The following is a 24,946-nucleotide window of genomic DNA, read 5'->3' as shown; positions in this document are numbered from 1 at the left end:
AATTTTTGACTACTTTCTTTTGATATATCTTTATATTCTTCAAATTTATGAATGCTTTTATGAAGATTAAAATGTAAAAAAAGAAAAAAGAAAAAATTGTTAGGAAATCCTAAAAAGCAAAAATTTCTGAGAAAATATAAATCATTGAAACGGGGTCAGCCAATATAAAGACCCTGACCATAAATCCAAGAACATTCAAATGGGGTCAGCTATATTTAAAGACCCCAAATTTTATGTTTAAAAACCCCTAAATTTAAAAAAATTCACATTAATTGGAAGCGCCAGACTAACAAATTATTAGCCTGGCGCTTCCAATTTGCTAACTAGGCATTTATTGGGCTGTTACCAAATAAGATGAAGGAATTGGCTGGGCACGTCCAGCATTGACGAGTGCCTGGTAAACAAAGGCAGCAACCTCGGCTCTAGTTGCCTGACGATTAGGATTGAGTTGCTTCACTGTGGGATAATTGATTACTAGTTGCCGTGCAGTTGCCGCAGCAACAGGAGCGATCGCATAATTAGGAATCTGGGCCGCATCGGTGTAAAAAGAAAGGATATTTTGATTACTCGCAGTTAAGCCCAAACCATTAGCTAAAGCAACTAACGCTTGCACTCTGGGAATTTGCTGCTGTGGTTTAAAAGTGCCATCGGGATAACCAGAAACAAATTGACTCTGGTAAGCAGATTGAATGGCAGCGTAAGCCCAGAAATTGCTTGCTACATCCTTAAACTGAATGGCTGCGCGTTTAGTTGGTGGCTTTAGGGCTTTAGTGACAATAGTGGCAAATTGAGCGCGGGTTACAGGTTCATTGGGTTTAAAGCTGCCATCAGGAAAGCCCGCAATAATATTTTGGGAGGCTAAGGCTTCGATGTAGGTTTTTGCCCAGTAATTTGCTGGCACATCTTTAAAGGCAACAGGCCCTCCAGGGGGTACGTCAACACTTGCGGCAACAAAATCTACTGAGCCAAAAATCTTTTTCTGATCGATATCGTTGCCAACAGCGACAATCTTACCTGTTTTGGTGGCGTTGTTCACATCATAACGAGTGTTGTTGCGAATAAGATTGCCACCAGGATTTTCGTTAGTGCCAAGATCGGGTAAAGCACTAACAGTTGCTACAACTCCATCCCGCTTATTATTTTGAATGACATTCTTACGCAATACGGGCTTCGCTGACTCTGAGATAAAAAGACCGTCTTGGTTTTCGATAATTTGGTTTTCTACAACTAGAGGTGTGGAAGTGCCACCGATCGCTAGACCAAAACCAGTATCCTGAAATAAGTTATTCCGAATTTCTCCTTGGGCAGTCTTAGCAATTGAAATCCCATTGCCTTTGTTTTGCACAAAGAGATTACCTTCGACTTTAGGATTGCCTGTACCAGTGACAAAAACACCCTCTCTGGCACTGTTAGTAAAAGTACTGTTTTTGATGACGGGATTAGTTGATTCCACCCACACAGCCGTACCCCGGCTATTTGGGTTGGTGACGGTGACACCAGTAATCGTGGTATCTTGTCCGGCAAGGATGGTAATGTTCTGTTGGGCAAAGGTGCGGCTAGTGTAGAAGCCTCCACCTGTAATCAATATCGCCTGACCTTTTGTAGCTTCATCACCCCGCAGTGTCACCCCTGGTTTAAGTAAAAGCGGGAAGGTTTCATCACTTTCCTGGTTATAGTTTCCAGGTGCTAATTGAATCACTGCACCTGGTTGGGCTTGACTAAGAGCGAAACTGATACTTTTGTAGGGTGCAGCTGAGGTGGCACCAGCACCAGCCCTATCTACACCAGTTGCTGGATTAACGTAAATCGCTGCGGCAGTTGCAGGAGCTTGCGCGGTGCGAGTTGGGGCAATACTTTCTGGGTAAGTTGCGCCAGCATTAACCTTACCTTGTAGTAGTATTGACCCACTAGAAATAACAAGCATTGCCGTTAGTCCGGCTCCTACGCGCAAAGTATATCTGAGATGACTGCTAGAAAGAAGGCGAAAATTTTTCGCTAGAGAAATGTGAGAACCCCGATATTTCATTTTTTGAGTCTGTGATGTGCTGAATTACGGTATGTCGAACAAGGTTAAAGGTAGCAGCTTTGTAGCTGCTGTAAAACCCATGCAAACTATACTGGATGATTAGCACTGATTCAGCTAAATTCCTTAGATAGATCACAGAACTTATACATTGCTTATATTTAGGACTTACGCACAGTCATGGAAAATCAAACCACAGAGGACGTAGAGGAATAAAAGGTAGAAAGGTTTTTTGCGTAAGTCCTAATATTGTGTTGTCTAGAAAATTTTCTTATGGGTACTATGGGGATGAGGCGATTTTTAGTATTCTTTAAAGCTAGATACCGCGACTAATTCTGCTGGAATACGATCGCAGGAAAAACAAACCTATTGGAAATCGGGAGAAATGTGTTTTAATTTTTTGGGGCTGCGTCGCGTCTTAATTTTAGTAGGTAGTATCTGTCTTCTATTTTTGTCCACTCCTGCCTTTGCTGCGGAACGAGTAGTGCTGAAGTATGGTATCTTCCGTGAATCGATTTCTGTAGAGGAACTATCCACCTTTTCCCAAACAGGTGAACTCTCACGTTCACTAAGAGTGAATTTAGCTTTAGCGCGACAAGACCCCAAAGCCATTCGTCAGTATTTAACAAAGCCAGTGAAGGTAAACCCTGTATTTTTAGATAAAGTGCTAAATAGCCAGATTGGTAATATTATTTTGGATCAAATTAGTCAAGTTACTTATACACCGTCTCGGAGAGCAGATCGGCAGGCTTTACGAGCCGCTTTAGTACTTTCTGCTAGTCAAGACAGGCAAGTATCGCTGATTGAAATTATTAAGAATTATCCCACCAATGAAGTGGAAGTTGATGGCGTAGTTTACCGCCGTAGGCATCGCTTGGAGAGTGCATACCGTCAACTCCGCCGCTTGCAAACAAACCTACAAGATTTATTTGGTGTTTAGTAAGCTAAAGTTTCTAAAGTTTCTCGTAAATACCGTTGTACCTGCTGTTCCAAGCGAATTCCATGCAATTGAGCATCGCGTTCTAGTTGCCAACGTTGAAAACCTGAACTAGTGGAGATCGCACATTTGAGGCTATACCAAATTTCAGTATCGGCAGAAAATTGGCGATCGCTAGAAGCTGGAATTTGAGCCATAGTTCCTTATTCCTTTATTTTAAACTTGAACGGTAACTGGGCATTGGGCATTGAAAAGAGGCAGAGGGGCGGGGTGCGGGGGGCGGAGGGGAAAATTCTTCTCCCTTGCTCCCTGCTCCCTTGCTTCTTCTCGGTTCCCTCATCTCTCCCTACCGCCCTGCTCTTATCTCTAGCCCTTGAAAGTGAAATAATATACTTTAGGGGCTACTACGAATCTGTATTTATCCTAAACAATGATTGCAATAATCGGGGCACGATTTGATTAACCCGCACTCCTAAAATGGTGAAATCTTGCTTAATCTTTTCTAAAGATAATGGTTCTATGCCAGCGAATTCTGTCTCATTAATCACCAAAACTCGCATTACACTCACAGGTATTTGTAAAAATAGATTGCTGCCCAAAAAGGCTAATCCCGCAAGCACTAGTGCAAGGCTGCGCCATTGTGGGAGGAATTTAGCTGAATTTGCTACTAATGGGGCAATTTGGTAAAGATTCCACAATATCCAAACCGATAATACTGCTGCCACTAATGCCAGGACACGATTTAATTTTGTATTAATTAAACAGAGAATTTTCCGCTGCCGTTCAGTCAGATTTTCTGGCTTTAGGGCTATTCCTAAAAGAGCAAATATATAAAAGGGGCGACGCAACTGCATCCATAGCAGTGGGAGAACACCAATGGCGGCAACTAAAAATAGCTCCATCCAGACCGGCAAAAACGGTTCGCCTACAGACAGGAACAATAAGCAGAGTACTAAAAAAACAGGCAACGTCGCCAATCCAGCGACGTGAATCCACAAAATAGGTTCAGAGCGAAATGAATGCATAATAAAAAGTTATGAGTTAAGAGTTAGGAGTTAAGAATTAGCAGCCTTTAACTCCTAACTCCTAATTTATCACTCCTAACTTCTAACCATTTTACCCTTAACACTATCTCGTTAAGGTGAGAGTGCGGCGTTTCGTAACCATCTGATAGGATTCGATGATGTCACCTTCAACCCAATCATTGAATTTATCCATGCCGACACCGCATTCATAACCAGCGTTGACCTCACGGGTATCTTCTTTCATCCGTTTTAAGGAATCAAGAACGCCTTCAAAGATCACCTTACCGCCGCGTCGCACCCTGACTTTACAGTTGCGAACTAGCTTGCCAGATTGAACATAGCAACCAGCAACCGCACCACGACCGACTGGGAAGACGGCACGGACTTCGGTTTGACCCAAAGGTTCTTCCACCAACTCTGGTTCCAAAAGACCTTCCAAGGCATCTTGGATATCTTCTAGGAGTTTGTAGATGACGTTATATTCTCTGACATCTACACCTGCTTCATCAGCGGCTTGTCTAGCGCCACTGGCAAAGGTGGTGTTGAAGCCGATAATTACAGCGTTACTGGCAGCGGCTAAATCGATATCTGTCTCGGTGATTTCCCCAGCCGTAGCCAACAGCATCCGAATTTGGACTTCGTTTTGCGGAATTTGCTTGAGCGCTCCCACAATAGCTTCCACCGAACCTTGTACGTCTCCCTTCAAGATCAAGTTGAGTTCTTTCAACTCGCCTTCTTGTGCTTGAGCCGACAGGGTTGTGAGGGTAACGCGTCCTTGTAACAGGCGGGATAGGCGTTGTCTGTCTGCGCGATCGCTAGCGAGGGATCTGGCTTCTTTTTCGTTGTGGAAGACCTCGAACTCGTCGCCGGCGGCTGGCACATCACTTAAACCTAGTACCTCGACAGCAAAGGAAGGAGAAGCAATGTCTACTCTCTTACTTCTGTCATCCACCATCGCCCGGACTTTACCGAAGGCCGAGCCAGCTACCAAGATATCTCCCACATGCAGGGTGCCATTCTGAATTAGCAGGGTAGCAACTGCTCCCTTAGCTTTATCCAGATGTGCTTCAATGACAGTTCCTTTGGCGGTACGATCTGGGTTGGCAGATAGTTCTGCAACCTCTGCTACCAACAGAATCATCTCTAAGAGCGTATCCAGATTTTCACCTCTGATGGCGCTCACGGGAACCATGATTGTCTCACCACCCCAGTCTTCTGCGGTCAGACCATACTGAGTAAGTTCTTGTTTAACCCGCTCTGGCTGTGCCCCTTCTTTGTCAATTTTGTTGATGGCAACAACAATTGGCACTCCCGCAGCTTGGGCGTGACTAATGGCTTCAATAGTTTGGGGACGGACACCATCATCAGCAGCCACTACTAACACGGCAATGTCTGTTACCCGCGCTCCTCGTGCCCGCATCGCCGTAAAGGCTTCGTGACCAGGAGTATCCAGGAAGACTATCTGCTGTGGTTTGCCCTCATGTACTATATCTACATGGTATGCACCAATGTGCTGAGTGATACCGCCAGCTTCGCCAGCAGCCACCTTGGTTTTGCGGATTGAGTCCAGCAGGGTTGTTTTACCGTGGTCTACGTGACCCATAATTGTCACGACTGGTGGACGGCGATGAAGATATTCTTGGTCTTCTACGCCGACCATTTCGGTGATTTTCCGAGCTTCTGCTTCTCGTTCGACAGTTTCAACTTCTATTTCTAGTTCTTTTCCTACCAGAGTAATTGTGGGAATATCTAGATTTTGAGTGATACTCACCGCCATACCTTTAAGGAACAGGATTTTGACAATCTCTGTATCGGCAACGCCTAATACGTCAGACAGTTCTTGCACAGTCAACGGCCCTGTGATCGTCACTTTTTCGGGGCGATCGCGCTTTGTCTCAGCTTCTTGGCGACGGTTTTGGTGATGGTCGCGACCCGAAGACTTGGAACCAGACCTAGAACCAGATTTTCTCCCTCTTGCAGTTGGGGCGCTAGCAAGGGTTGCACCTGGCATCTGTACAGGTCGAGTCGCTTTCGGTTTGGGAGGACGAGCGATAGAAAGGCTGACTTGGACTGTGGCTGGTGAATCTATATCGTCATCATCGAGCAAATCTTCTTCAAACTCATCATCAAGGATGGGTTTGATCCGCTTGCCTTTGACGCCAGCTTTCGCCTTCTCTTTAACTTCGTCAATGATTTCCTCTTCTACCCATTTTTTGCCGCCTTTGGTCGGGCGAGGCGGACTTGGGCGTTTCAAATCGAGGAGATCGGGAGTGACTGGTTCATCACCCAATCCTTGAGATTTGCCCGCTATGCCTGACATCTGTCTGGGTGGAGTAGCGATCGGCATTGCGGCTGCTACTGCTTCACCTGGACGTGCCGGTCTGGGTCTTTGTCCCTCTCCTAGTTGTGATGGTGCAGATGGTCTATTGCCCCTCGGCTCTGGTCTGCTGGGTGCAGGGGTAGGACGACTTGTCCTTTGTGGCGTACCTGGTGCGGACTGGTCGGTTGGCAGTTTTGCGACTCTCGGCTTAATTTGTTCGCGATCGCCTTCCGCGGGTCGTAGCCGTTGGTCACGTTTGAGGATCGGTTTATCTGCCTGAGATACTGGCTGCTCATCTTCCACCTGGGCAACTTCTGCCTCAGGTCTGGCTGGAGGAGCAACTAGTTGTGGTTTGATCGGTTTTTCCGATTTCGGTCTGGGTGAAACTGTTTTTTCCGGTTTTTGAGATGTTATTTTTTCCGGTGCTGGATTTGGATTAGGCGTTTGTTCCAAGTCAGCGATCGGAGGTTGCTCTTGAGTCTCAGATTGAGTCCGGGGCACAGGTCGAGTTGGTGCTGCCGGTTTCAGGGGTGAGACTGGTGTAGCGAAAGGCCGTGGAGGAGAGGGAGGATTAGCTTCAGACAAGGCAGCTTGGGTATTGTTAGCAAGTGACGCCTCTGGGGCGTTGGGAGTAGTATTTCTCAATATTTTGGGTTTGCGTATTTCCAAAATTTGCTGTTTGTGGGGTGCAGCAGGTCGGTTACGTCCGCCGTTGGGTGGTGAATTTGGCTTATGGCTGGTTGTACCTAGTTCCTTTTTGGCAGACACACTCGTAGTTGCAAGCTTTTCTGCTGCCGCCCGGATGTTTTCTGCCTCGGATTCGGAAATCGTGCTGCTATGGCTTTTGACCGCAATATCGAGCTGGTCGCAAATTGCTAGTAGCTCTTTGTTATCCAAATTCAATTCCTTTGATAATTCATAAATTCTAACTTTGCCGTTGGTCATCCACTCTTCCCCTTTAATTTACAGTTTTAGCGGATGGTTGCCTGGTTTGCGACATCTCCATCCTTGGATTACTGTTTTTAGACTGCCGTTCAGTTTTTGCCGGTGCCTCCAATCAGGAAAGAGAGATGTTTCGGTTTAATAATGGCATCCCCACCAGGAATGATGGTTGAGGGATACCCATAAAAATTTCTTAAATAAAAGATTTTTATAGGAACCCTTGACGCCGAACTGCGCCTAAGCGCTACCAGGTTGCCATTTTGTAGTTTCTTGTTTTGTTGATTCTGAGTCTTCCACAACACAATCGATTACATTTTGTTCTGGGAGTGTTGCCTCGCCCCTCGTTATTGGAGAGCCGAATGCCTTTTACACCCATTTACTATTTTGGCACTAACCTTAACGATCAACGGGGAGTGTGATGAAAGCACGACTTCGGCTTTCGACACAATTCCTCTAATGATTACGTCACAAAGTTGTTCCAACTAAATTTGGTTTTGGGTATTACTGCGGGCTAGACGTTGCGACAAGCTTTGGTACAGTGCTTCTGGCACTGATGCATGTAGCGATCGCCCTAGTCGATTTTTTTTTTGAGCCGCTTGTAAGCAACTCGTTTCTGGACAAATATAGGCAGAACGCCCCATGCCCTGATCTAATTGTACCTTTCCCGATGGAAAGACGCGGACAATCCGCCAAAACTGATCTTTTGAGCCTACTTTACGGCAACTAATACAGCGCCGATAATTTGGTTTCATCGGTTCTCTACGATCTCAGCCCAGGATAATGGAAGTAAAAAGAAGCTTATTATTACTATTTTTTACCTATACCAAGTAGCTTTTGAGAAAATAATCCTTGAGACTGAGACTACAATCTACAGTATCAAAACTTTACAAAATTAATCAATTATTCATCATCGTTATTGTCAAAACTATCTTCCTCTTCTAATTCTTCCTGACTTTCATCCTCGAATTCTTCTTCATATTCAAGATCGTCTTCCTCTGATTCCTCTGATTGATATTTTGTTCTGACGGCTGCAAATTTGGCATCCTCTCCTGCAAAGTCATACTTAGCTTTGTCTTTAATGTCTATTTTCCAGCCAGTCAGACGGGCTGCTAAACGAACGTTTTGCCCTTCCTTACCAATGGCCAAACTCAATTGATCTTCAGCTACAAGTACGTGAGTTTGCCGCGATTCTGGGTCCATTAGGCGTACTTCATCTACCCGTGCTGGACTTAAGGCATTAGCAATGTATGTTGCTGGGTCTGGCGACCAGCGAATTACATCTATTTTCTCACCGCGTAATTCGTTGACTACCACTTGAATTCGCGATCCCCTGGCTCCAATACAAGCGCCAACTGGGTCTACATCGCGATCGAGAGTATCTACTGCTATTTTAGTCCGGGGGCCGACATAACGGGAGGGGGGGTTTGCCTCCCTCGCTACGGCAACAATCCGTACCACTTCATCTTCGATTTCTGGGACTTCGTTAGCGAAAAGATAAACTACCAAACCAGCATCAGCACGAGACACAAGCAACTGTGGCCCTCGTTGCTGACCTTGGGAGACTTTTTTGAGATATACCTTGAAGGTGGCATTTGCCCGATAATTATCGTTGGGCAACTGTTCCCGCTTCGGTAATTCGGCTTCTACTTCTGGCTGACCAAAGCCGCTGCTAACTGCTAGAACCACTGATTGCCGCTCAAACCGCAGGACTCTTGCTTGGAGAACAGTTCCTTCTAAATCTTGGAACTCTTCTTGAACCATTTGGCGCTGTTGGTCCCGTAATTTTTGCGCCAATACTTGCTTAGTTTGCATCGCCGCCATCCGACCAAATTCTCCTTGGTCGGGGGTAACATCCAGTACCACAGAGTCCCCTAACTGCGCTTCGGGAGCGACTTGTTGAACTTCGTCTAGGGAAATTTGGTGGTCTGTGTTATCTACTTCTTCAACAATGGTTTTGGTGGAAAGAACGCGAAATCCTTCTCCTTCAATATCGAGTTCTACTTCAAAATTTTCAAAATAATCTTCGTCAAACTGTCTGCGCTCTAAATTTTGGGCGCGGCGATAACGTTCATAGCCTTTGAGTAGGGCTTCTCTAATCGCTGATTGAACTGCAAGCCGGGGTAAATTGCGATCGCGACTTATACTTTCAATTAATTCTTTTAATCCAGGTAAAGTAACCATTGACATAAGCAATCTCCTTTAAAAATTAGGGACTGGGGACTGGGGACTGGGGTCTGGGGATTGGGGACTGGGGACTGAAAACTACGCACTAGAGCCAGGGATTAGAGAATAGCTTTATCTCTAACCTCTAGCCCCTAGCCTCTAACCTTTAGCCCTTAGTTCCTAATCTCTAGCCTTGAGCTAAGGTGCTCTAGTCTCTAACTCTTGAGCCATAGCCCTTTGTTTATCGGCGCTCCTCTAACTGCACCTTAGTAATTAGGGAGCGGGGAATTTCGACTACACGACCTTTTTGGTTTAAGTAAAGTGCTGTCTCATCCCGACGAATCAACAGACCAATCCACTCTTGTTGTCCGTCGTAGGGGGGCTTTGTGGAGATAATGACAGGAAATCCTTTAAAGGAAATAAACTCCCTGTCTGTTACCAGTTGCCGCGAAATACCAGGACTAGACACTTCCAAGACGTATGTATCTGGAACGATTTCCGCAGCATCTAAGGAGGCTTCTAAAGCACGGCTCATCCTCTCACAATCGTTCAATCCAGTGTCTTGCTCAGGATTGCGAATGTCTACCCGCAAAACTGGTGGACTTTGGTTGGTGTGAAAAACCACGCCAACCACTTCCAATCCCAGTTCTTCTGCCACTGGTGTCGCCAAATCAATAATTTGTGGAACTAAAGGATGAGCCATGAGAGAATTCAATAAAAAAAGTGGGCATCGACCCACTTCCTGCGATAGGTATATCTTCCAAGAAGTCTTGTGACGAACCAAATGATGATTCGCCTAATTCGAGTTTAGCGCATTTCTTTTATAGTCGTGCATTGGGGGCTGGGGATTGGGGATTAGGGATTGGGGATTGGGGTATTATTATTCTCCCCCTGCCTCCCCTGCCCCCCTACTCCTTTACCCTTGCCGTATTTTTGGGAGAGTAGCGCCTTTATCCACTACCACCGGAACTGATACTTGTGTTCGTAGCTGCCTGGTTTGCTCGATAATTTGGTCTATGTCTTCTTGGGATAAACGCTGGACGTAGTTGAGTTTGATTTCCTCTAAGAAGTCAAAAAGTAAACTCTGAATTTCTGAGAGTACATGTTTTTCCTTGATTTGAGATCCCAATACCTTGGTGAAGCTTTCTACTAGTTGACTGGTGAGTTTTGCGCCCACAGGGTCTTCAACAGCGCTAACTAAAGTTTTGTAAAGATTAGTTGTGATTTGAGTCGCCAGTTGTTCGCTTAACTGGGTTTGGGCGTGTCCTACGCCAGGGAGATTCTGGAGGTTGCGGTAGACGGGGACTTGATGGAAGACGGTTTCGATATTGTGGCGCAGAATGGCAACGATCGCAGGTTGGATATCAGGTAGGACTTGGTAGACAATTGTTTTTACCAAAAGACCTGCGATCGCTTCTACTTCATTCACATTATTAATATCTATGTAGGGACGTAAATTTTCTTGTTGCGAGAGCCAACTTGTTAACTCACCCCGCTGAATTGAACCCTGAACCTGATTAATTACCCTCACCACGACAATTTCTGTGAGTTCTTCGGCAAAATTGGCGACAATCCCCTGATTAAGTTGCTTTCGCACTGGATGCAGATTCAATAACCGCGCTTGATCAAGGCGAATTAATACAGGTATGATTCGCAACTCTCGCCAAAATGGTAGTAGTAAAAATAAATCGTACCAACGCCACAATAGTGCTTCTAACCAGCTAAAACCAGGATGTTGGCGTTTGAGCAAGAAGGTGCGCCCCAGCAATTCTACGCCAAATAAAATCACAAAGCGTAAGTCAATAATCCAGAATTTATCAATAAAATCGCCATTTTCCCCGATTTGGCGGTAGTAGTTACTGGCGATCAAAGGGCGGATGCTTTTGTTAAAAAAATTAATTTCTTCAAGCCAGCCATTTTGTGATAAATGCGGCTGACTCCAAAAAGTAGCGAAGGACTGTTTTGCAGATTCTTTGCGGATGTGCGATCGCATCCTTTGTTTGATTTTTTCCAGCGTCCCACTCTTATTAGCTCCCGCAAACGGGTTACTGTCAATCATCTCGCTGCTAAGACGACTTATTTGTATTAGCCTGCCATTTACTTGAGGCGACTGTAACCCTGTTTGTCTAACTTCTTCTTCTAATGCGTCTACTGTTTCTAGATAACTTTTTGTGTCTCGATGACTTTCAATACCTTTGATTGGGTCATAAATCTTAGTAATTTGGGGAAGTTTTCGCAAGTAGAAATCTCGCCAAGGTACGTAACTTAAATCAAACAACACTAAACTTAAATTTACGGTGGCAGCAATTGCCATAAATCTTTCAAACCAAAGATTACGCTGCTTAGAAGATTTTACATTTTTCATTTTCTGTAAAATATGATACTTGTTTGGGTATTTAAAATATAAACTCTTTCATTTATTAATTATTCTTTCTGCCCTTTCTAATCAATTACAGCAATTTCCAGTGCAATAGAACCCCAGCACAAGGGCACATCTATTGTGTGTCAACTTCAGCCCAAACCAAAACCCCTTTTTCAAGCATAGGCTGAAAATACTCCTCATTGAAGCATAGCCATAGGTCAAGAGACTGCCTTTCATCTTAAATTGACACCAATGCACAGATGTGAACTATACGGCAATTTAGTGTTAAAAAGGTGTATTCGATTTAAACGATCGGAGCGTTGCTGCACCCCTGCTAATTCAAAATACTTCTTTTGATAGATGACATAAATTACTTTTTAATAAACCAGCTAAATTTACCAAAAAAAAATCACAATTTGTTCAAAATTCATTAAATAATCGTGAAAAAAGTTATTAAACAAACTTAAAATGCAGCTGTTAATGTTTATGATCCTGCTGATTTAACCCAAAGGAGTTTTTAAGTATGTGGTGTGGGTTTGGAAAATCAAGCGCAACCTTTGCTGTTACTTGCCTCATGACTGCTAGTTTGGTAATTGCAGACACAGGTTTTGCAGCCCCTCAAAAAAGTTATACGCCCCAGCAATTCCGTCAAGTATTGCGGGGATTAGGCTATAACGTCAAGGTAACAAATACTGCTTTGACGGATGAGGAAACTAAAAAGGCAATTCGAGAATTTCAGACTGGTTACAAGCTAAAACCTGTTGATGGCATAGCAGGGCCAAAAACCCAAGATTTTGCTGCTAACATCGTTCAAATTCTGCACAGAAATTTGAATGCAGTGGTGAAGCCAAATCCTCCCCTGCCGCGGGATCATTTTTATGGTTCCCGCACGGAAGAAGTGGTGAAGGAGTATCAGAAGAAATATCAGTTGCAAGAAACTGGAATTGCTAATTTAGCACTCCGCCAAAAGCTGAATGAAGAAGCAAAGACACTCTTTAGCCAGCCGACAACTAAACCAACAACTAAGCCGACAACTAAACCAACAGCTAAACCAACAGCTAAACCAACAGCTACACCGACAGCTACACCGACAGCTAAACCGACAGCTACACCGACAGCTACACCGACAGCTACACCAACAGCTACACCAACAGCTACACCAACAGCTACACCAACAGCTACACCAACAGCTACACCAACAGCTACACCAACAGCTACACCAACAGCTACACCCTAGTCCCCACAAAAAACTCCTACCCCAAAACTAGCCCCTCAGGTCATCTGATTTGGTTCCTCTAAGGGTCTGCCCTTGGGTGTAGGTAGAATTGGACGGAGATCGTTGTAAGGCATAGGAATGTACTGCACGCTGGGTCGTCCTCCTTGTGGCTGTGGGTACAGATCCATGAGATCATAAATAGAATGGGGCAGTCCGACGGTTACGGGCAGCCCCATTTCTGTTGCTTCTTCAATAGTGATGGGATAGTCGTGGGTGACGCGCCCAGTTGTCAAGGCTTCGATAATCGGTTCGATATTTTCTGGCAGAACTTTTTGTTTAGGTATACTGTCTTTTAGCAAAGTTCGCACAAATCGCTGTACCTGCTGAATTGCTTTGCGTGAGAGGTCGGCCATAATTAGAGTTTGGTCATCAATCTCACTGATGGGTTTATCTTCAACCACTTTCAGGATACTGGCTGCGGGGTAATTACCCAGTTGGGGATCAACTGGCCCCAAGACAGCGTTAGCATCCATAATAATTTCATCAGAGGCGATCGCAAGCATTGTACCGCCACTCATAGCATAGTGGGGTACAAAGACTGTGACTTTTGCTTGGTGGCGAATTAACGCTCTAGCGATTTGTTCTGTAGCCAAAACCAAACCGCCAGGAGTGTGCAAAATTAAGTCAATCGCTACATCTGGCGGTGTTAGGCGAATTGCTCGCAATATTTGTTCTGAGTCTTCAATAGTAATGTAGCGAGATATGGGAATTCCCAAAAAGCTAATGGACTCTTGGCGGTGAATCAGCAAAATCACCCGACTTTTGCGTTCCTGCTGGAATTGTTGTAAAGCACGCAAGCGCCGATATTCTATTTGACGTTTTTGCCAAAGGGGTTGCAAAGAAGTCAGAAGGAGGAAAATCCAGAATAAATCACCAATACCAAAGCCCATATAATTTATTTTTGTTCAAAAATAACGGTTGCCGTCATTATTGTCACAAATTTGGGGCGATCGCAGTTCTATCTGTAGATTCATAGAAAAATTACGAATTATTTACTACCCCCTTCGCCAAATTTTAATAGTGTCATCATCACTACCGCTAACTAGGGTTTGGCCATCGGGACTGAAGGCAACGCATCTAACATAGTTGGAATGCCCTGTAAGTGTGCTGATTTCTGTACCACTGTGTATGTGCCACAGTTTGATAGTGTTGTCCCAACTGCCACTAGCGAGAAATTGTCCATCCTGACTAAAGGCGACTGACCAAACTGAATCAGAATGACCTGTGAGAGTACAAATTTCTCTGCCTGTATTTACATGCCAGAGTTTAACCGTGTTGTCACCACTACCACTAGCAATAATTTCTCCATTTTTGCTGAAGGCGATACAGTTGACAAAGAAAGAATGGCCTGTGAGTGTGTAAATGTTTCTGCCTGTGTATACTTGCCACAGTTTAATAGTGTAATCATTACTGCCACTAGCCACTAGTTGTCTATCCTGGCTATTGGTTGCAGGCGTTCTCGGAGAGTAGGCGACTGACGAAACTGGGTCGGAATGACCTGTGAAAGTTTGGATTTCTATGCCTGTGTGTACCTGCCACAGTTTGATTGTGCAGTCAGCACTGCCACTAGCCAGAAACTTGCCATCTGGACTAAAAGTAACCGAATTTACCCAATTAGCATGACCAGTGAGAGTACGAATTTCTTTACCCGTCTTGACATCCCACAATTTGATTGTATTGTCCCAACTCCCGCTAGCTAAGATTCCCCGGTTCAGGTCTGTAACTCCCGCAGATTTGCCGGATTCGCCTTGATAAGAAAGGTTTGAAGAGATTGGGCTAAAGGCGACGGAATGAACCATACTGGAATGACTAGAAGACCAACGACCCAGTTGACGCACTAACTTACCAGTACCGACTTGCCAAAGTTTGATGGTCTTGTCATTACTGCCACTAGCAATAAATTGCCCATCTGGGCTAATGGCGATCGCATGAACCATACTAGAATGACCTTTGAGGGTCTGTACACATTGCCAGTTCTGCCGATCTAATACAACAGGTACAGGTAGTTTCACTCTAGGCGTTATCACTAAAGTAGATGATATTTTAGTTATATCTTCCCCAGTATCAGAACCCAATAAATCCAACCACTCCTGTACAGACTGGGGACGATACGTTGACTCCAGATCCATGCCGCACATAATAGCCTGATTTACCCTGTTGCTGATGTTGGGATTAAAATATTGTGGTGGTTCTAAATTAATATTGTGACGCCTATCATCTGCACTAGTTGGTACAACTGCGGTAAGCAAGTTATACAAAGTAGCGGCTAGGGCATAAATATCAATGTATTCTCCTCGCGGCGCTTCTGATTCATACTGTTCAGGTGGGGCAAAACCAGGAGTACGATACACTGTATGCCTTTGGATCATATTAGGAACAAATTCTCTAGCGATGCCAAAGTCTATCAGTACTGCTTCTAATTTATCAATGCGGATCATGATGTTGCGTGGTTTTAGATCCCGATGCAACAGTCCTTTAGAATGGATTAGGGTCAAAGCACCACCAATTTGCCGGATGTACAGTAGTGCTTCTGCCTCTGATAGCACCCCTATTCGCCTCAAGCGTTGTGCTAAGTCTTCCCCTTCGATGTAATCCATCACCATGCAGGGCAAATTCCCCTCATCAAAGATGGTTTCTATCTGTACTATATGAGGATGGTGGCACACAGCCAGCCGAACTGCTTCATCACGAAAGTCTTGCCGTAACTTGTTTCGGTGGAGTATCCAGGCGGGGTGATTCAGGATTTCTTCTTTGAGGGTTTTAATCACTCGCTGTTGATTTCGTTGATTTCTGGCAAGATAAGTAATGCCAATTCCGCCTTCACCTAATTGGCCTTCAATAATGTAGCGTCCCCCGAATAAAGACTTTCCTGCATTCCACACCATTAGTAATATTTGACAATTGCTGGGATTTATTTTGGCAAGGTATCAGAACAGCCAACACGAATTTTTGGGAATTCCATTTGAATTGCTGTTGTAGCTTTTTGGAACTTAATTACTTAGATAACATTTTTATTAACCTCAATAATTACTAATAGTATAAAGTTGGATATACCCTCATAGTTTTGCCTAAACTATGCCTTTATACGAAAACATGAAAGTTGATTGCTCATGGTAGAGTAAACAGTAACTTTAGACATATTTGTTCATAATAATTTGACTTGTAGGTAATCTAAAATTATGCTAAAGAATCTCAATTTGAAACAAAAATTTACAATTCTGCTACTGGTAATTTTGACATTTGGTCTGAGCTTGAGTGGATTTACTCTTTCTTCTCTACTGAGGGAGAATGCTAAACAAGATATTAGCTCCACTGGTCTCATGCTCATCCAAACAATGAGTTCTGTTCGTAAATACACCAGTACTCAAGTGAATCCAGAGCTAGTTGATAAATTAGCTACTGAATTTTTGCCGCAAACCGTTCCTGGATACTCAGCACGAGAAGTGTTTGAAATTTTACGGAAAACAACAGATTACCGTGATTTCTTTTATAAAGAAGCAACTCTCAATCCCACAAATCTTCGGGATAAGGCTGACGGTTTTGAGACGGAAATTGTAGAACAGTTCAGAAATAAATCAGACCTTAAAGAAGTTAGTGGATTTCGTTCAATTCCTGGAGGGGATATCTTTTATATTGCTCGTCCCTTAGCAGTTTCTGAACAAAGCTGTCTGGTCTGTCATAGTGTACCTGAAGCTGCACCTCAAAGTATGATTAGTCTTTATGGTGCTGCTAATGGATTTGGGTGGAAGCTTAATGAAATTGTTGGCGCTCAGATTATATCAGTACCTGCAAAGAATGTCATCAGCAAAGCCAATCAGTCTTCCTTACTAATTATCTTGATTGTATCAGCTATATTTATAGCGACTATCCTGTTAGTCAACTTGTTCTTGAATCGACAAGTTGTGATGCCTCTCAAACGCATGACTCGCATAGCCGAAGAAGTTAGTACGGGACATATGGAAGTTGAATTCGAGCAGATGTCTAATGATGAAATCGGTAATTTAGCTAAAGCCTTTAAACGGATGCAGTTAAGTTTAGAAATGGCGATGAAAAGAATCAAACGTACTCAAGGAGGTACAAGCGATTACAATAATTCGTAATCATGTTCTCTACGAGACGCTGCGTTTAGCTTGCTTAAGAGCAGGGGTATGTGGATTAGCTACCCCTACGCTAACGTAATAACTTTCTGTAGAAGATGTTGCGTGTAGCTTTGCCAAAAAACCTTGTTACTTTTATTAGCTCTCTTGACTTAAACTTACAGAATTGCTTAAGAGATGAAAAATTATTCATCAATTTCATGATTTCTAAATCTCTATGAAAATAAGCTTTTTTTGAATTCAAAAGCTGCTTGAAAGTTAGGAATTTCCTTAGTTACAAGTTCAATAAATTGGTCAGCTGAAATATAAGGATTGTGAGCTAGTATTTCTTCTATAATCAGATTTGCCATTGGGCCGATGTGGTAGGCTAATTCTTGCTGGCAATGTTTGATAAATGCTGGTTGGAGTGAAGATTGTTGTTGTTCAATTCGTCGTCCATTTGGTGGACTAGTAGGTGAACTAAAAATTGTTTCTTCAGGTTGGTTATATGACTGTGATATAACCGACATAGCCTGAAATTCAGGGTTAAATACTGTGGCTGGCAAATCATCAACCATGATTGCAGAAGACATTGCTACTTCTGGTTCTCCAATATAGCCTAAATCTCTAAGAACTTCGCTGGCTGTTTGGTATCGCTTATTAGGTCTATCTTCCAACATACAATCAAGTACTTGAGCAAACCCATCAGTCACATAGGTATAATCACGCCAGTTCCATTCAAGTGAGTATTGATCCATTAGTAAAGATGGATCTCTAGCTGTGAGTAATACAATGGCAGTTACACCCAAAGCATAAAGGTCACTAGAGGGTGAACATAAACCCAAACTAATCTGTTCGCGGGGAGCATATCCAACTTTGCCTACAAGGGACATTTTGCCAACAAACGTTATTTGGTGGTTGGAACTTCTCCCTTCGTTAATATCAGCAATTTGCTTGCCTACCCCGAAATCAATCAGCACTGGCAGATCCTTGCCATCGGGTAACATAATATTGTCAGGAGAAATATCTCGGTGGATGATGTTGTGCTGATGGACATATTCCAAAACAGGCAGCAGATTTTTGAGCCACTGTATAACTTCGTCTTCAGAAAAATTTCTTCCTTGACGTTGAAGTTCTCCTAACAGTCTTGAATATGTTTTCCCGTCAACATACTCTTGTACTAAAAATAGCCGGCCATCTCCTTCAAAGCAAGCCAAAAACTTGGGAATTTGAGGATGTTGCAATTGATGAAGAATTTTTGCCTCTCTTTTAAATAAGTTACGATATTGTTCCAGTCCACTTTCGCCTGTGCCAATGGGTGCAAATTCTTTGAGAACACAGGCTTCATTAAACCGACGAGTGTCAAATGCTAAGTAAGTTCGTCCCAATCCTCCCTGTCCTAGAAGTTTTTGGATAATATAGCGGTTATCGATTAGAGTTCCAGCAGCTATTTCTGGTCTTGTCATAGGGGACTGTGACATCATCATCGCACTCCTAGCGATTTTGTTATTGATAAATTATCTAATTTGCTGAAAGTCAGAAACTCTAGCAGATAAGGGCTGATAACATCCTTTAAATTGAGGTTAGCACCACTATGCAAGTCAAGGAAATACACTTTTCTACAATTTTCTGATGGTCTTGTGTTACCAAATAGACAATTTTAACCTGAGTAGTTAGATCGTACTACTTATACTTAAGTATTTTAGCCGCCGCAACATAATCAGTGTCTGCGGTAATATCTGCAAATGTTCAGGGCATCGCCTTTGAGATTTGCTGCTGAACCTTATTTTCCCCTTAGTAACCCAATTGAAACTGAGTTGAGGAACAGTAAGGATATAGCGTGACATCATGGTTTTTCATAAAAACTGAGGTTGCTATAGACTTGCCGAAAGGAATATTATATGTATTTCAAGTGCTAAATATGCGATCGCTCTCAAAAATTAATCTTTCTGGAAGCCAATATCGTTATCAGATAGCTGCTTCGGCATCGGCTATCAAAGTTTTTAGTGCAGATAATTTCTCAAAAACAGAAAATTATACTGCGTATAAGAAAAGACTTGTAAAGCTAGAATAATTCATCTAGTTCATCAGGATTCACACCTAACTGACGCAAACGTTCTGTTAATTGTTCTACTTTTCGTTTGGCTTGAGCAGCTTCTTGTTCTGCAATGATAGCTCGTTCAGTAGCCGCCGCCGCTTCCTCTGTGGGTGCGAGAATTAATTCTCCCGCCAAAGTGAACCACCTCAACCACAACCTTTCAATATCTCGAAATGAACCTTGCCATAAGCCTAAACTTAAATCTATCTCTGGCATCAGTAGGTATCCATTAGTCAAGTTCATCGGTTCATAGTGAGCGCCAACTAACTGAAAAGCCCGAAGTTCATTAGTGTAGCGACTAAATACAACATAGTAGGGAATCCGCAGAATTCGCTCATAAACTTCCCATTTGCTAGGAGGTTTATCTGCTGCATTTTCTCTTCTTGTGCCTAAATCTTCGTCTTCCGTACCTGGAGATAATAACTCAACAACCACAAAGGGATTTGCTGGTTCTTGCCAAGTTACATAACTCAACCGTAAGTCTTGCCCTTTATATAATTTTCCTACACCTACTACACCAAACCAATCTGGGCGTTTATACCACAAAGGATGTTGTAGATCATAGTAGAGATTAAGATCAGCCGCACTGTAAACTAGTTCGGGATTCCAGTTAATGGGCTGAAAAGTTAAGTATAAAAGTAAGGGTTGTAAAAAGTGAAAATCGTCTGGCAAGCCTGGTTCCTCTGGGTTGTCACTTGGTAAATCATACATCGTTGGTAGAGTTTCCCAAGGAGGAAGCGGCGGGTCAGATTGAGGGATGTAACGGGGAAAAGAATTCATAATCAAAATTGGGTTTGATATTTTTCGGCTATTACTTTTATGGCTCTACCGTACTAATTATGTTAAATTTACAGCTTCTAAAAAGGAACAGGGAATAGGGAACAAAAGCGAATAGATGTTTACTGAGTTTTTTCACGCAATCAAATAGGATTCCTATAGAAGTTAGAACTTACGCACTTTACACATTGACCATTATGTGCATAGTCAGCTTGTTAAACTAAAAGTCTTACCCTGCCTCGTTCCCAGGCTGTGCCTGGGAACGAGGCAGGGTGGGCTGCTGCCTACTTGTTTGACTCTAGGCAGAGCCTCCCATAAGAGCATTACAAGGCTCTGCCTTGTAACGAGAGGTAATTCACAGTTGGCTGTCTTTGTCAATGCGTAAGTTCTAAGAAGTAATAATGTTATTTCACAACTAGCTGCGAAGTGCTAGCGCACCGCTCTGCTAACGCCAAATTTTGAGATCGCTTCTGCTACTATTATCTCTAAATGTTCGGCTTCCTTGGATCAAATGCCACTTGACTCTAATGGTGAAACTTGCTCAAGGTTAGTAATTAACGAGATATCACTTGTGGGGTGGACATCTTGTCCGCCCTTGGCTATGGGCGGACACTCCAAATCTTCGCCTTCGATGTACTCCATCGCCATACATGGCAAATTCTCCTCATCAAAGACATTTTCTACCTGCACAATATGAGGATGGCGACACAAAGCCAGTCTCAAAGCTTCATCTCGAAAGTGATGCCGTAATTTATCTTGATGTGGTCTGAACACTTTGTTTGGTCAGCAGATGCTACAAAAATTATTGGTATCACACCCATCGGTCGGGCAACTTGTAATAGATTAGATTTGAATGATCAACGCCGTAGCGATCGCTTCATTCAAAAATCCCGGCAACTTTGGATAAAAGGAGGTTTTCATCCTCCCTGTGAAGATCCACGACAGGAAAAATAGAAACCTTGCGCTGTTCAGATCCCCGACTTTTTTGAAAAGTCGGGATTCTAAGTTAGATAGGGGTTATTGCGTTAAAATTTGCCGGCTTAAAATACTCATTACTTCACCTGGGTTGGCGGTTGATAGCAGTGGACTCCAATCTCCTACACCGGCATAGCCAATTACCTGCAAGTAGTGAATTGTACTTCTAACGGCTTTGGGAGAACCAATCAGTAGATGTTTAATCGGTTCTCTGTTGGGAAATGGCTGTGCAGTTGATTCCTTGCGGGTGGGTGTATCTAAATTTTCACCCAGGTATTGCTTTAACTGTGATTGGGCAGACTTTTGTAATTGTGCCATCATTGTATTTGTCTCCTGATAAAGGGGTTACATAAAGGCGATCGCATTCTTCTTCGCGGGATTAGGCGATCGCCTTTATCATGTCTTTATATTAAAGTATAAAATTATACTTATTAACTATAAACTTGAAAATTATTAATAATAATTTTCAAGTTTATACGGGAATAAATTAGCCTTAGCTTTGGTATTATTAGCAAACCCTAATTAACAAAAATTCTCTCAATTTTTGGCTGTAATTGGTATTATTTAAAATTTCATCTTTCTAAAAAAAATGCTAGATTTAGCAAATTTTTCACTAATCTAGCAAACCTAAATTATTTACAGGAAGTCTAATCTTCCGGTTCAATTCCCGCCGCCCGCAATTGTGCTGCTAGTCGTTCAGCACGTTGGCGTTCCTGTTCAGCACGTTGGCGTTCTTGTTCAGTGCGTTGGCGTTCTTGTTCGGCTAATTCTGTTCCCCAAGGTAAAAGGTTTCCTTGTTCATCCCACCATCGTAACCACTTTCCTGTGCGGTTTTCACGAGTACCTTGCGACACTCCAAGGTAAAGATTCATTTCTGTTATCCAGTAGCGTTGATTTTCATCAGGCTCTTGCAATATGTACTGTTCTGTAGTTAAGCGATACATCTCGAAACTACCGCTGTCTGGCTCAAAGATGATGTAGTTTGGCACTTTTAAAATGCGCTCGTAAAAAAACCATTTTCCTGGGGGATATGTCGCTTTGATAGAATACTCTGTCTCCTGTGTATCGGAAACAAATTCCATCACAATTAGCGGAATGTCACCCTGTAGTTGAGGTGTGTAACTGCGTATTACTTCTTCTCTACTAACATTAATTTTGGCAATGAAAGCCCAATCAGGCGCTTTAATGACTATTTTGTTGTTTAGAGTCGCACAAATGCCGTAATTAGTTGTTGTTAGGGTGTTAACTGAAATTTTTCCGGCTAATTGTAGGCTTTCCGTGAGTGCAGCAGCTAATGCTGGTTGATTGATGTTGTCCACTGGATCATCGGGGAGTTTGTAATCATCGGGTAGTTTTTCCCAAGTGATTTGGTAGTCTTGGGTGAGGGTTGTCATGATGGGTTTTCCTTTGGTCTGTAAAAGGGATTGGGTACTGGATTTTCACTTGTAAAAATATGGAATTTACTTTGACCCTTCCCAAATTTTGAAACAATTTCCCAGTACCCAGTAGCTACTCATCTTCATCGGGTTCTAAATCGTCGGCTGTCAATTCCTGATGGGGGATTGCGGCGATAATCGCATCTATTACTTTAGAGACTGGTAATATCTCAATATTCAAGTCGGGAAATTTTGTTCCTTTTGGCACGATCGCTCGTTTAAATCCCAACTTAGCTGCTTCTTTCAACCGCAGTTCCATTTGGGAAACCGATCGCACTTGTCCACCTAACCCAACTTCACCGATTAATACTGTACCGGGATCAACTATGCGATCGCGGAAACTAGCGACAATTGCGATCGCTATCCCTAAATCTACTGCCGGTTCTTCCACATTCAACCCACCCGCAGAAGCAACGTAAGAATCTAACTTGGACATGGGAATTCCCACCCGTTTTTCTAAGACGGCGAGAATTTGCACTAGGCGGTTGTAGTCTACGCCAGTTCCCGCACGCCGAGGGGAAGGGTAGCTGGTGGGACTCACCAAAGCTTGCAATTCCACTACAATCGGGCGAGTGCCTTCGCAAGCAACCACAATGGCAGTACCTGGCGCTGGATCGTCACGGTTGCCTAAAAATAGCTCTGAGGGATTGGAAACTTCTCGCAGTCCCTCCGCTACCATTTCAAAGATGCCGATTTCGTGGGTTGCGCCGAAGCGATTTTTTACTGTGCGTAATAACCGGTGGGAAGCAAAGCGATCGCCTTCAAAATACAACACTGTATCTACTAAATGTTCTAAAACTTTTGGCCCTGCGATCGCTCCTTCTTTGGTGACGTGTCCCACAATCAGCATGGTGACATCTTCGTGCTTCGCCACCTTCATCAGCGCTGCGGTACATTCCCGTACCTGAGCTACTGAACCTGGTGCAGAAGTCAGCGCCGGAAAAAACACCGTTTGGATACTATCAATCACCGCGACATTTGGCTTGAGAGAGTCTATTTCCCGTAAAATTTCTTCTAAATCTGTTTCTGGCAGTACATATAAATCTGCACCTATACTGTCAGGATCTATGGAAAGTTTAGTCTCTACTACTACTGTTACATTCTCCTCATTCACCACACTTAGGGGTTTTGATACTCCCAAACGAGAAGCTCGTAATTTTACCTGCTGTCCCGATTCTTCACCAGTTACGTAAAGGATGCGGTATTTCTGCGCTAATTGATTTGATACTTGCAATAATAGAGTAGATTTACCGATACCAGGATCGCCACCAATCAACACCATAGAGCCGGGGACAATCCCACCTCCAAGCACCCGATCCAATTCTTCATAACCAGACTCCCATCGGGCAATTTGGCGATCCGTAATTTGGTCAAATGTTAAAGAAGCTCGCGCTTTAGCTGGTTTATTGTGAGATTTGCCATTGCCTTGAGCGGATTGCCAACTACTCACCCCCCCTCGACTGGGTACATCTACTGAGGATTGAATAGAAATTTGTTCTTCTAGAGAGTTGTAAGTACCGCAAGCTGGACACTTACCAAACCACTGGGGCGATTCTGCTCCACATTCGTTACAAGTGAAAAAGGTTTTTGGCTTTGCCATTCTTAAATCTTATTAAATAATCTTAATATTTACTTAATTCTTGAAAAAAACTAAAAACTAATAATAGTGGTATTTAGAGCTTTTTCCAAATCAATTCATGGAATGATATCTTAATATTATGGTATTAAAAATTAATCATGTAAATTTTTAGTCAAGGAGCCTAGAGAAACTTGGAAAGCCATAAAGAAAAAATCTTGGTGGTAGACGACGAAGCCAGCATTCGCCGGATTTTGGAAACACGCCTTTCCATGATTGGCTACGATGTAGTGACGGCTGGCGACGGGGAAGAAGCTTTGGAAACTTTTCGCAAAACTGAGCCTGACCTGGTAGTTTTAGATGTAATGATGCCAAAGCTAGACGGCTATGGTGTATGTCAAGAATTACGAAAAGAATCAGATGTGCCCATTATTATGCTAACAGCCTTGGGTGATGTCGCCGATCGCATCACCGGGTTAGAATTGGGTGCTGATGATTATGTAGTTAAACCATTTTCCCCCAAGGAGCTAGAAGCCCGGATTCGCTCGGTGCTGCGGCGAGTAGATAAAAACGGAGCTTCTGGAATTCCCAGTTCTGGGGTAATCCATGTCGCTAATATTAAAATCGATACGAATAAGCGACAAGTCTACAAAGGCGATGAGCGCATTCGATTGACGGGTATGGAGTTCAGCTTGTTAGAGTTGTTAGTCAGTCGCTCTGGAGAAGCTTTTTCTCGTTCGGAAATTTTGCAGGAAGTATGGGGTTATACACCAGAACGTCATGTGGATACCCGCGTAGTAGATGTGCATATATCACGTTTGCGCGCAAAATTAGAAGACGATCCTAGCAACCCAGAATTGATTCTCACTGCACGGGGTACTGGTTATCTTTTCCAGCGGATTATTGAACCAGGAGAGGAGTGAGGAGATGAGGCAGGGGGGCAGGGGAAGCAGGGGGAGC

The 24,946-nt window shown here is 43.3% G+C and carries 21 protein-coding genes and 1 pseudogene; 6 read left to right on the top strand and 16 right to left on the bottom strand.

Annotation, left to right across the window (positions count from 1 at the left end):
• Positions 1-331: 331 nt before the first annotated feature.
• Entirely contained in the window at positions 332-2,026 is a 1,695-nt protein-coding gene (locus tag CDG76_RS08230; protein ID WP_094348543.1) for a DUF1565 domain-containing protein, read from the bottom strand.
• A 382-nt stretch (positions 2,027-2,408) separates the two neighbouring features.
• Here CDG76_RS08230 and CDG76_RS08225 point away from each other — a divergent pair, with 382 nt between their 5' ends.
• Positions 2,409-2,963 (top strand): alpha/beta hydrolase, encoded by a 555-nt coding sequence (locus tag CDG76_RS08225; protein ID WP_094348542.1) that lies wholly within the window; start codon positions 2,409-2,411, stop codon positions 2,961-2,963.
• On the opposite strand, the gene CDG76_RS08220 is transcribed toward CDG76_RS08225, so the two are convergent.
• From CDG76_RS08220 to CDG76_RS08185, 7 genes are all read right to left on the bottom strand, one after another.
• Positions 2,960-3,157, bottom strand: coding sequence for a hypothetical protein (locus CDG76_RS08220; RefSeq protein WP_012412012.1), 198 nt, complete (start codon positions 3,155-3,157; stop codon positions 2,960-2,962). The two genes, CDG76_RS08225 and CDG76_RS08220, sit on opposite strands and share 4 nt — an antisense overlap.
• 207 nt (positions 3,158-3,364) lie before the next feature.
• A complete protein-coding gene (locus CDG76_RS08215; protein ID WP_094348541.1) occupies positions 3,365-3,985 on the bottom strand; it encodes a low-complexity tail membrane protein in 621 nt (206 codons plus the stop codon).
• A 103-nt stretch (positions 3,986-4,088) separates the two neighbouring features.
• A complete protein-coding gene (gene infB / locus CDG76_RS08210) occupies positions 4,089-7,250 on the bottom strand; it encodes a translation initiation factor IF-2 (protein WP_094348540.1) in 3,162 nt (1,053 codons plus the stop codon).
• A 479-nt stretch (positions 7,251-7,729) separates the two neighbouring features.
• Positions 7,730-7,999, bottom strand: coding sequence for a YlxR family protein (locus CDG76_RS08200; protein ID WP_094348539.1), 270 nt, complete (start codon positions 7,997-7,999; stop codon positions 7,730-7,732).
• A gap of 148 nt (positions 8,000-8,147) precedes the next feature.
• Complete coding sequence (gene nusA, locus CDG76_RS08195) at positions 8,148-9,434, bottom strand: transcription termination factor NusA (protein WP_190240791.1); 1,287 nt, start codon at positions 9,432-9,434, stop codon at positions 8,148-8,150.
• A 217-nt stretch (positions 9,435-9,651) separates the two neighbouring features.
• On the bottom strand, positions 9,652-10,113 hold the full coding sequence (gene rimP / locus CDG76_RS08190) for a ribosome maturation factor RimP (protein ID WP_094348537.1): 462 nt from the start codon (positions 10,111-10,113) through the stop codon (positions 9,652-9,654).
• 213 nt (positions 10,114-10,326) lie between these two features.
• Complete coding sequence (locus CDG76_RS08185) at positions 10,327-11,775, bottom strand: hypothetical protein (protein ID WP_094348536.1); 1,449 nt, start codon at positions 11,773-11,775, stop codon at positions 10,327-10,329.
• 520 nt (positions 11,776-12,295) lie between these two features.
• Here CDG76_RS08185 and CDG76_RS08180 point away from each other — a divergent pair.
• The gene (locus CDG76_RS08180; RefSeq protein WP_094348535.1) at positions 12,296-13,009 is read left to right on the top strand and encodes a peptidoglycan-binding domain-containing protein; all 714 of its coding nucleotides are present in this window, start codon (positions 12,296-12,298) and stop codon (positions 13,007-13,009) included.
• A 35-nt stretch (positions 13,010-13,044) separates the two neighbouring features.
• Here the strand turns inward: CDG76_RS08180 and CDG76_RS08175 are convergent, their stop codons facing one another.
• Together CDG76_RS08175 and CDG76_RS08170 are read right to left on the bottom strand one after the other, a co-directional pair.
• Positions 13,045-13,938: an SDH family Clp fold serine proteinase gene (locus tag CDG76_RS08175; RefSeq protein WP_094348534.1), complete on the bottom strand. Its 894-nt coding sequence runs from the start codon at positions 13,936-13,938 to the stop codon at positions 13,045-13,047.
• A 105-nt stretch (positions 13,939-14,043) separates the two neighbouring features.
• Positions 14,044-15,933, bottom strand: a complete 1,890-nt coding sequence (locus tag CDG76_RS08170; protein ID WP_094348533.1) for a serine/threonine-protein kinase — start codon at positions 15,931-15,933, stop codon at positions 14,044-14,046.
• Between the two features lie 294 nt (positions 15,934-16,227).
• Here CDG76_RS08170 and CDG76_RS08165 point away from each other — a divergent pair, with 294 nt between their 5' ends.
• The gene (locus CDG76_RS08165; protein WP_094348532.1) at positions 16,228-17,148 is read left to right on the top strand and encodes a Tll0287-like domain-containing protein; all 921 of its coding nucleotides are present in this window, start codon (positions 16,228-16,230) and stop codon (positions 17,146-17,148) included.
• Between the two features lie 212 nt (positions 17,149-17,360).
• Here CDG76_RS08165 and CDG76_RS08160 read toward each other — a convergent pair whose 3' ends face one another.
• Complete coding sequence (locus CDG76_RS08160; RefSeq protein ID WP_094348531.1) at positions 17,361-18,605, bottom strand: serine/threonine-protein kinase; 1,245 nt, start codon at positions 18,603-18,605, stop codon at positions 17,361-17,363.
• 359 nt (positions 18,606-18,964) lie between these two features.
• Here CDG76_RS08160 and CDG76_RS08155 point away from each other — a divergent pair, with 359 nt between their 5' ends.
• Entirely contained in the window at positions 18,965-19,198 is a 234-nt protein-coding gene (locus CDG76_RS08155; protein ID WP_094348530.1) for a hypothetical protein, read from the top strand.
• Here the strand turns inward: CDG76_RS08155 and CDG76_RS08150 are convergent.
• Positions 19,190-20,002, bottom strand: coding sequence for a Uma2 family endonuclease (locus CDG76_RS08150; RefSeq protein WP_094348529.1), 813 nt, complete (start codon positions 20,000-20,002; stop codon positions 19,190-19,192). The genes CDG76_RS08155 and CDG76_RS08150 overlap by 9 nt on opposite strands.
• Positions 20,003-20,614: 612 nt before the next feature.
• Positions 20,615-20,764 (bottom strand): annotated as a pseudogene (locus CDG76_RS39580) (serine/threonine-protein kinase); the annotation flags it as partial.
• Between CDG76_RS39580 and CDG76_RS08140 the strand changes: the two are divergent.
• Entirely contained in the window at positions 20,759-20,953 is a 195-nt protein-coding gene (locus CDG76_RS08140) for a hypothetical protein (protein WP_317616120.1), read from the top strand. The pseudogene CDG76_RS39580 and the gene CDG76_RS08140 overlap by 6 nt on opposite strands.
• Before the next feature lie 63 nt (positions 20,954-21,016).
• On the opposite strand, the gene CDG76_RS08135 is transcribed toward CDG76_RS08140, so the two are convergent.
• From CDG76_RS08135 to radA, 3 genes are all read right to left on the bottom strand, one after another.
• The gene (locus CDG76_RS08135; RefSeq protein WP_094348527.1) at positions 21,017-21,295 is read right to left on the bottom strand and encodes a hypothetical protein; all 279 of its coding nucleotides are present in this window, start codon (positions 21,293-21,295) and stop codon (positions 21,017-21,019) included.
• Between the two features lie 326 nt (positions 21,296-21,621).
• Positions 21,622-22,368, bottom strand: coding sequence for a Uma2 family endonuclease (locus CDG76_RS08130; RefSeq protein WP_094348526.1), 747 nt, complete (start codon positions 22,366-22,368; stop codon positions 21,622-21,624).
• Positions 22,369-22,483: 115 nt separating this feature from the next.
• Positions 22,484-24,010, bottom strand: coding sequence for a DNA repair protein RadA (gene radA, locus CDG76_RS08125; RefSeq protein ID WP_094348525.1), 1,527 nt, complete (start codon positions 24,008-24,010; stop codon positions 22,484-22,486).
• A gap of 170 nt (positions 24,011-24,180) precedes the next feature.
• On the opposite strand from radA, the gene rpaB reads away from it, so the two are divergent.
• Positions 24,181-24,909 carry a response regulator transcription factor RpaB gene (rpaB, locus tag CDG76_RS08120; RefSeq protein WP_012412029.1) on the top strand — a complete coding sequence of 243 codons (729 nt, stop codon included), beginning with the start codon at positions 24,181-24,183 and terminating at the stop codon, positions 24,907-24,909.
• Positions 24,910-24,946 lie beyond the last annotated feature (37 nt).

The sequence above is a fragment of the Nostoc sp. 'Peltigera membranacea cyanobiont' 210A genome (genome assembly GCF_002246015.1).
Taxonomy (GTDB): Bacteria; Cyanobacteriota; Cyanobacteriia; order Cyanobacteriales; family Nostocaceae; genus Nostoc.
Note: the sequence above shows the minus strand (reverse complement) of the source record. Positions and strands in the feature narration are given on the sequence as shown.

Coding starts and splice junctions, on each gene's coding strand:
- CDG76_RS08230 (WP_094348543.1), bottom strand. CDS start 2,026: ATGAAATATCGGGGTTCTCACATTTCTCTAGCGAAAAATTTTCGCCTT.
- CDG76_RS08225 (WP_094348542.1), top strand. CDS start 2,409: ATGTGTTTTAATTTTTTGGGGCTGCGTCGCGTCTTAATTTTAGTAGGT.
- CDG76_RS08220 (WP_012412012.1), bottom strand. CDS start 3,157: ATGGCTCAAATTCCAGCTTCTAGCGATCGCCAATTTTCTGCCGATACT.
- CDG76_RS08215 (WP_094348541.1), bottom strand. CDS start 3,985: ATGCATTCATTTCGCTCTGAACCTATTTTGTGGATTCACGTCGCTGGA.
- infB (WP_094348540.1), bottom strand. CDS start 7,250: ATGACCAACGGCAAAGTTAGAATTTATGAATTATCAAAGGAATTGAAT.
- CDG76_RS08200 (WP_094348539.1), bottom strand. CDS start 7,999: ATGAAACCAAATTATCGGCGCTGTATTAGTTGCCGTAAAGTAGGCTCA.
- nusA (WP_190240791.1), bottom strand. CDS start 9,434: ATGTCAATGGTTACTTTACCTGGATTAAAAGAATTAATTGAAAGTATA.
- rimP (WP_094348537.1), bottom strand. CDS start 10,113: ATGGCTCATCCTTTAGTTCCACAAATTATTGATTTGGCGACACCAGTG.
- CDG76_RS08185 (WP_094348536.1), bottom strand. CDS start 11,775: ATGAAAAATGTAAAATCTTCTAAGCAGCGTAATCTTTGGTTTGAAAGA.
- CDG76_RS08180 (WP_094348535.1), top strand. CDS start 12,296: ATGTGGTGTGGGTTTGGAAAATCAAGCGCAACCTTTGCTGTTACTTGC.
- CDG76_RS08175 (WP_094348534.1), bottom strand. CDS start 13,938: ATGGGCTTTGGTATTGGTGATTTATTCTGGATTTTCCTCCTTCTGACT.
- CDG76_RS08170 (WP_094348533.1), bottom strand. CDS start 15,933: ATGGTGTGGAATGCAGGAAAGTCTTTATTCGGGGGACGCTACATTATT.
- CDG76_RS08165 (WP_094348532.1), top strand. CDS start 16,228: ATGCTAAAGAATCTCAATTTGAAACAAAAATTTACAATTCTGCTACTG.
- CDG76_RS08160 (WP_094348531.1), bottom strand. CDS start 18,605: ATGTCACAGTCCCCTATGACAAGACCAGAAATAGCTGCTGGAACTCTA.
- CDG76_RS08150 (WP_094348529.1), bottom strand. CDS start 20,002: ATGAATTCTTTTCCCCGTTACATCCCTCAATCTGACCCGCCGCTTCCT.
- CDG76_RS08140 (WP_317616120.1), top strand. CDS start 20,759: ATGTGGTCTGAACACTTTGTTTGGTCAGCAGATGCTACAAAAATTATT.
- CDG76_RS08135 (WP_094348527.1), bottom strand. CDS start 21,295: ATGATGGCACAATTACAAAAGTCTGCCCAATCACAGTTAAAGCAATAC.
- CDG76_RS08130 (WP_094348526.1), bottom strand. CDS start 22,368: ATGACAACCCTCACCCAAGACTACCAAATCACTTGGGAAAAACTACCC.
- radA (WP_094348525.1), bottom strand. CDS start 24,010: ATGGCAAAGCCAAAAACCTTTTTCACTTGTAACGAATGTGGAGCAGAA.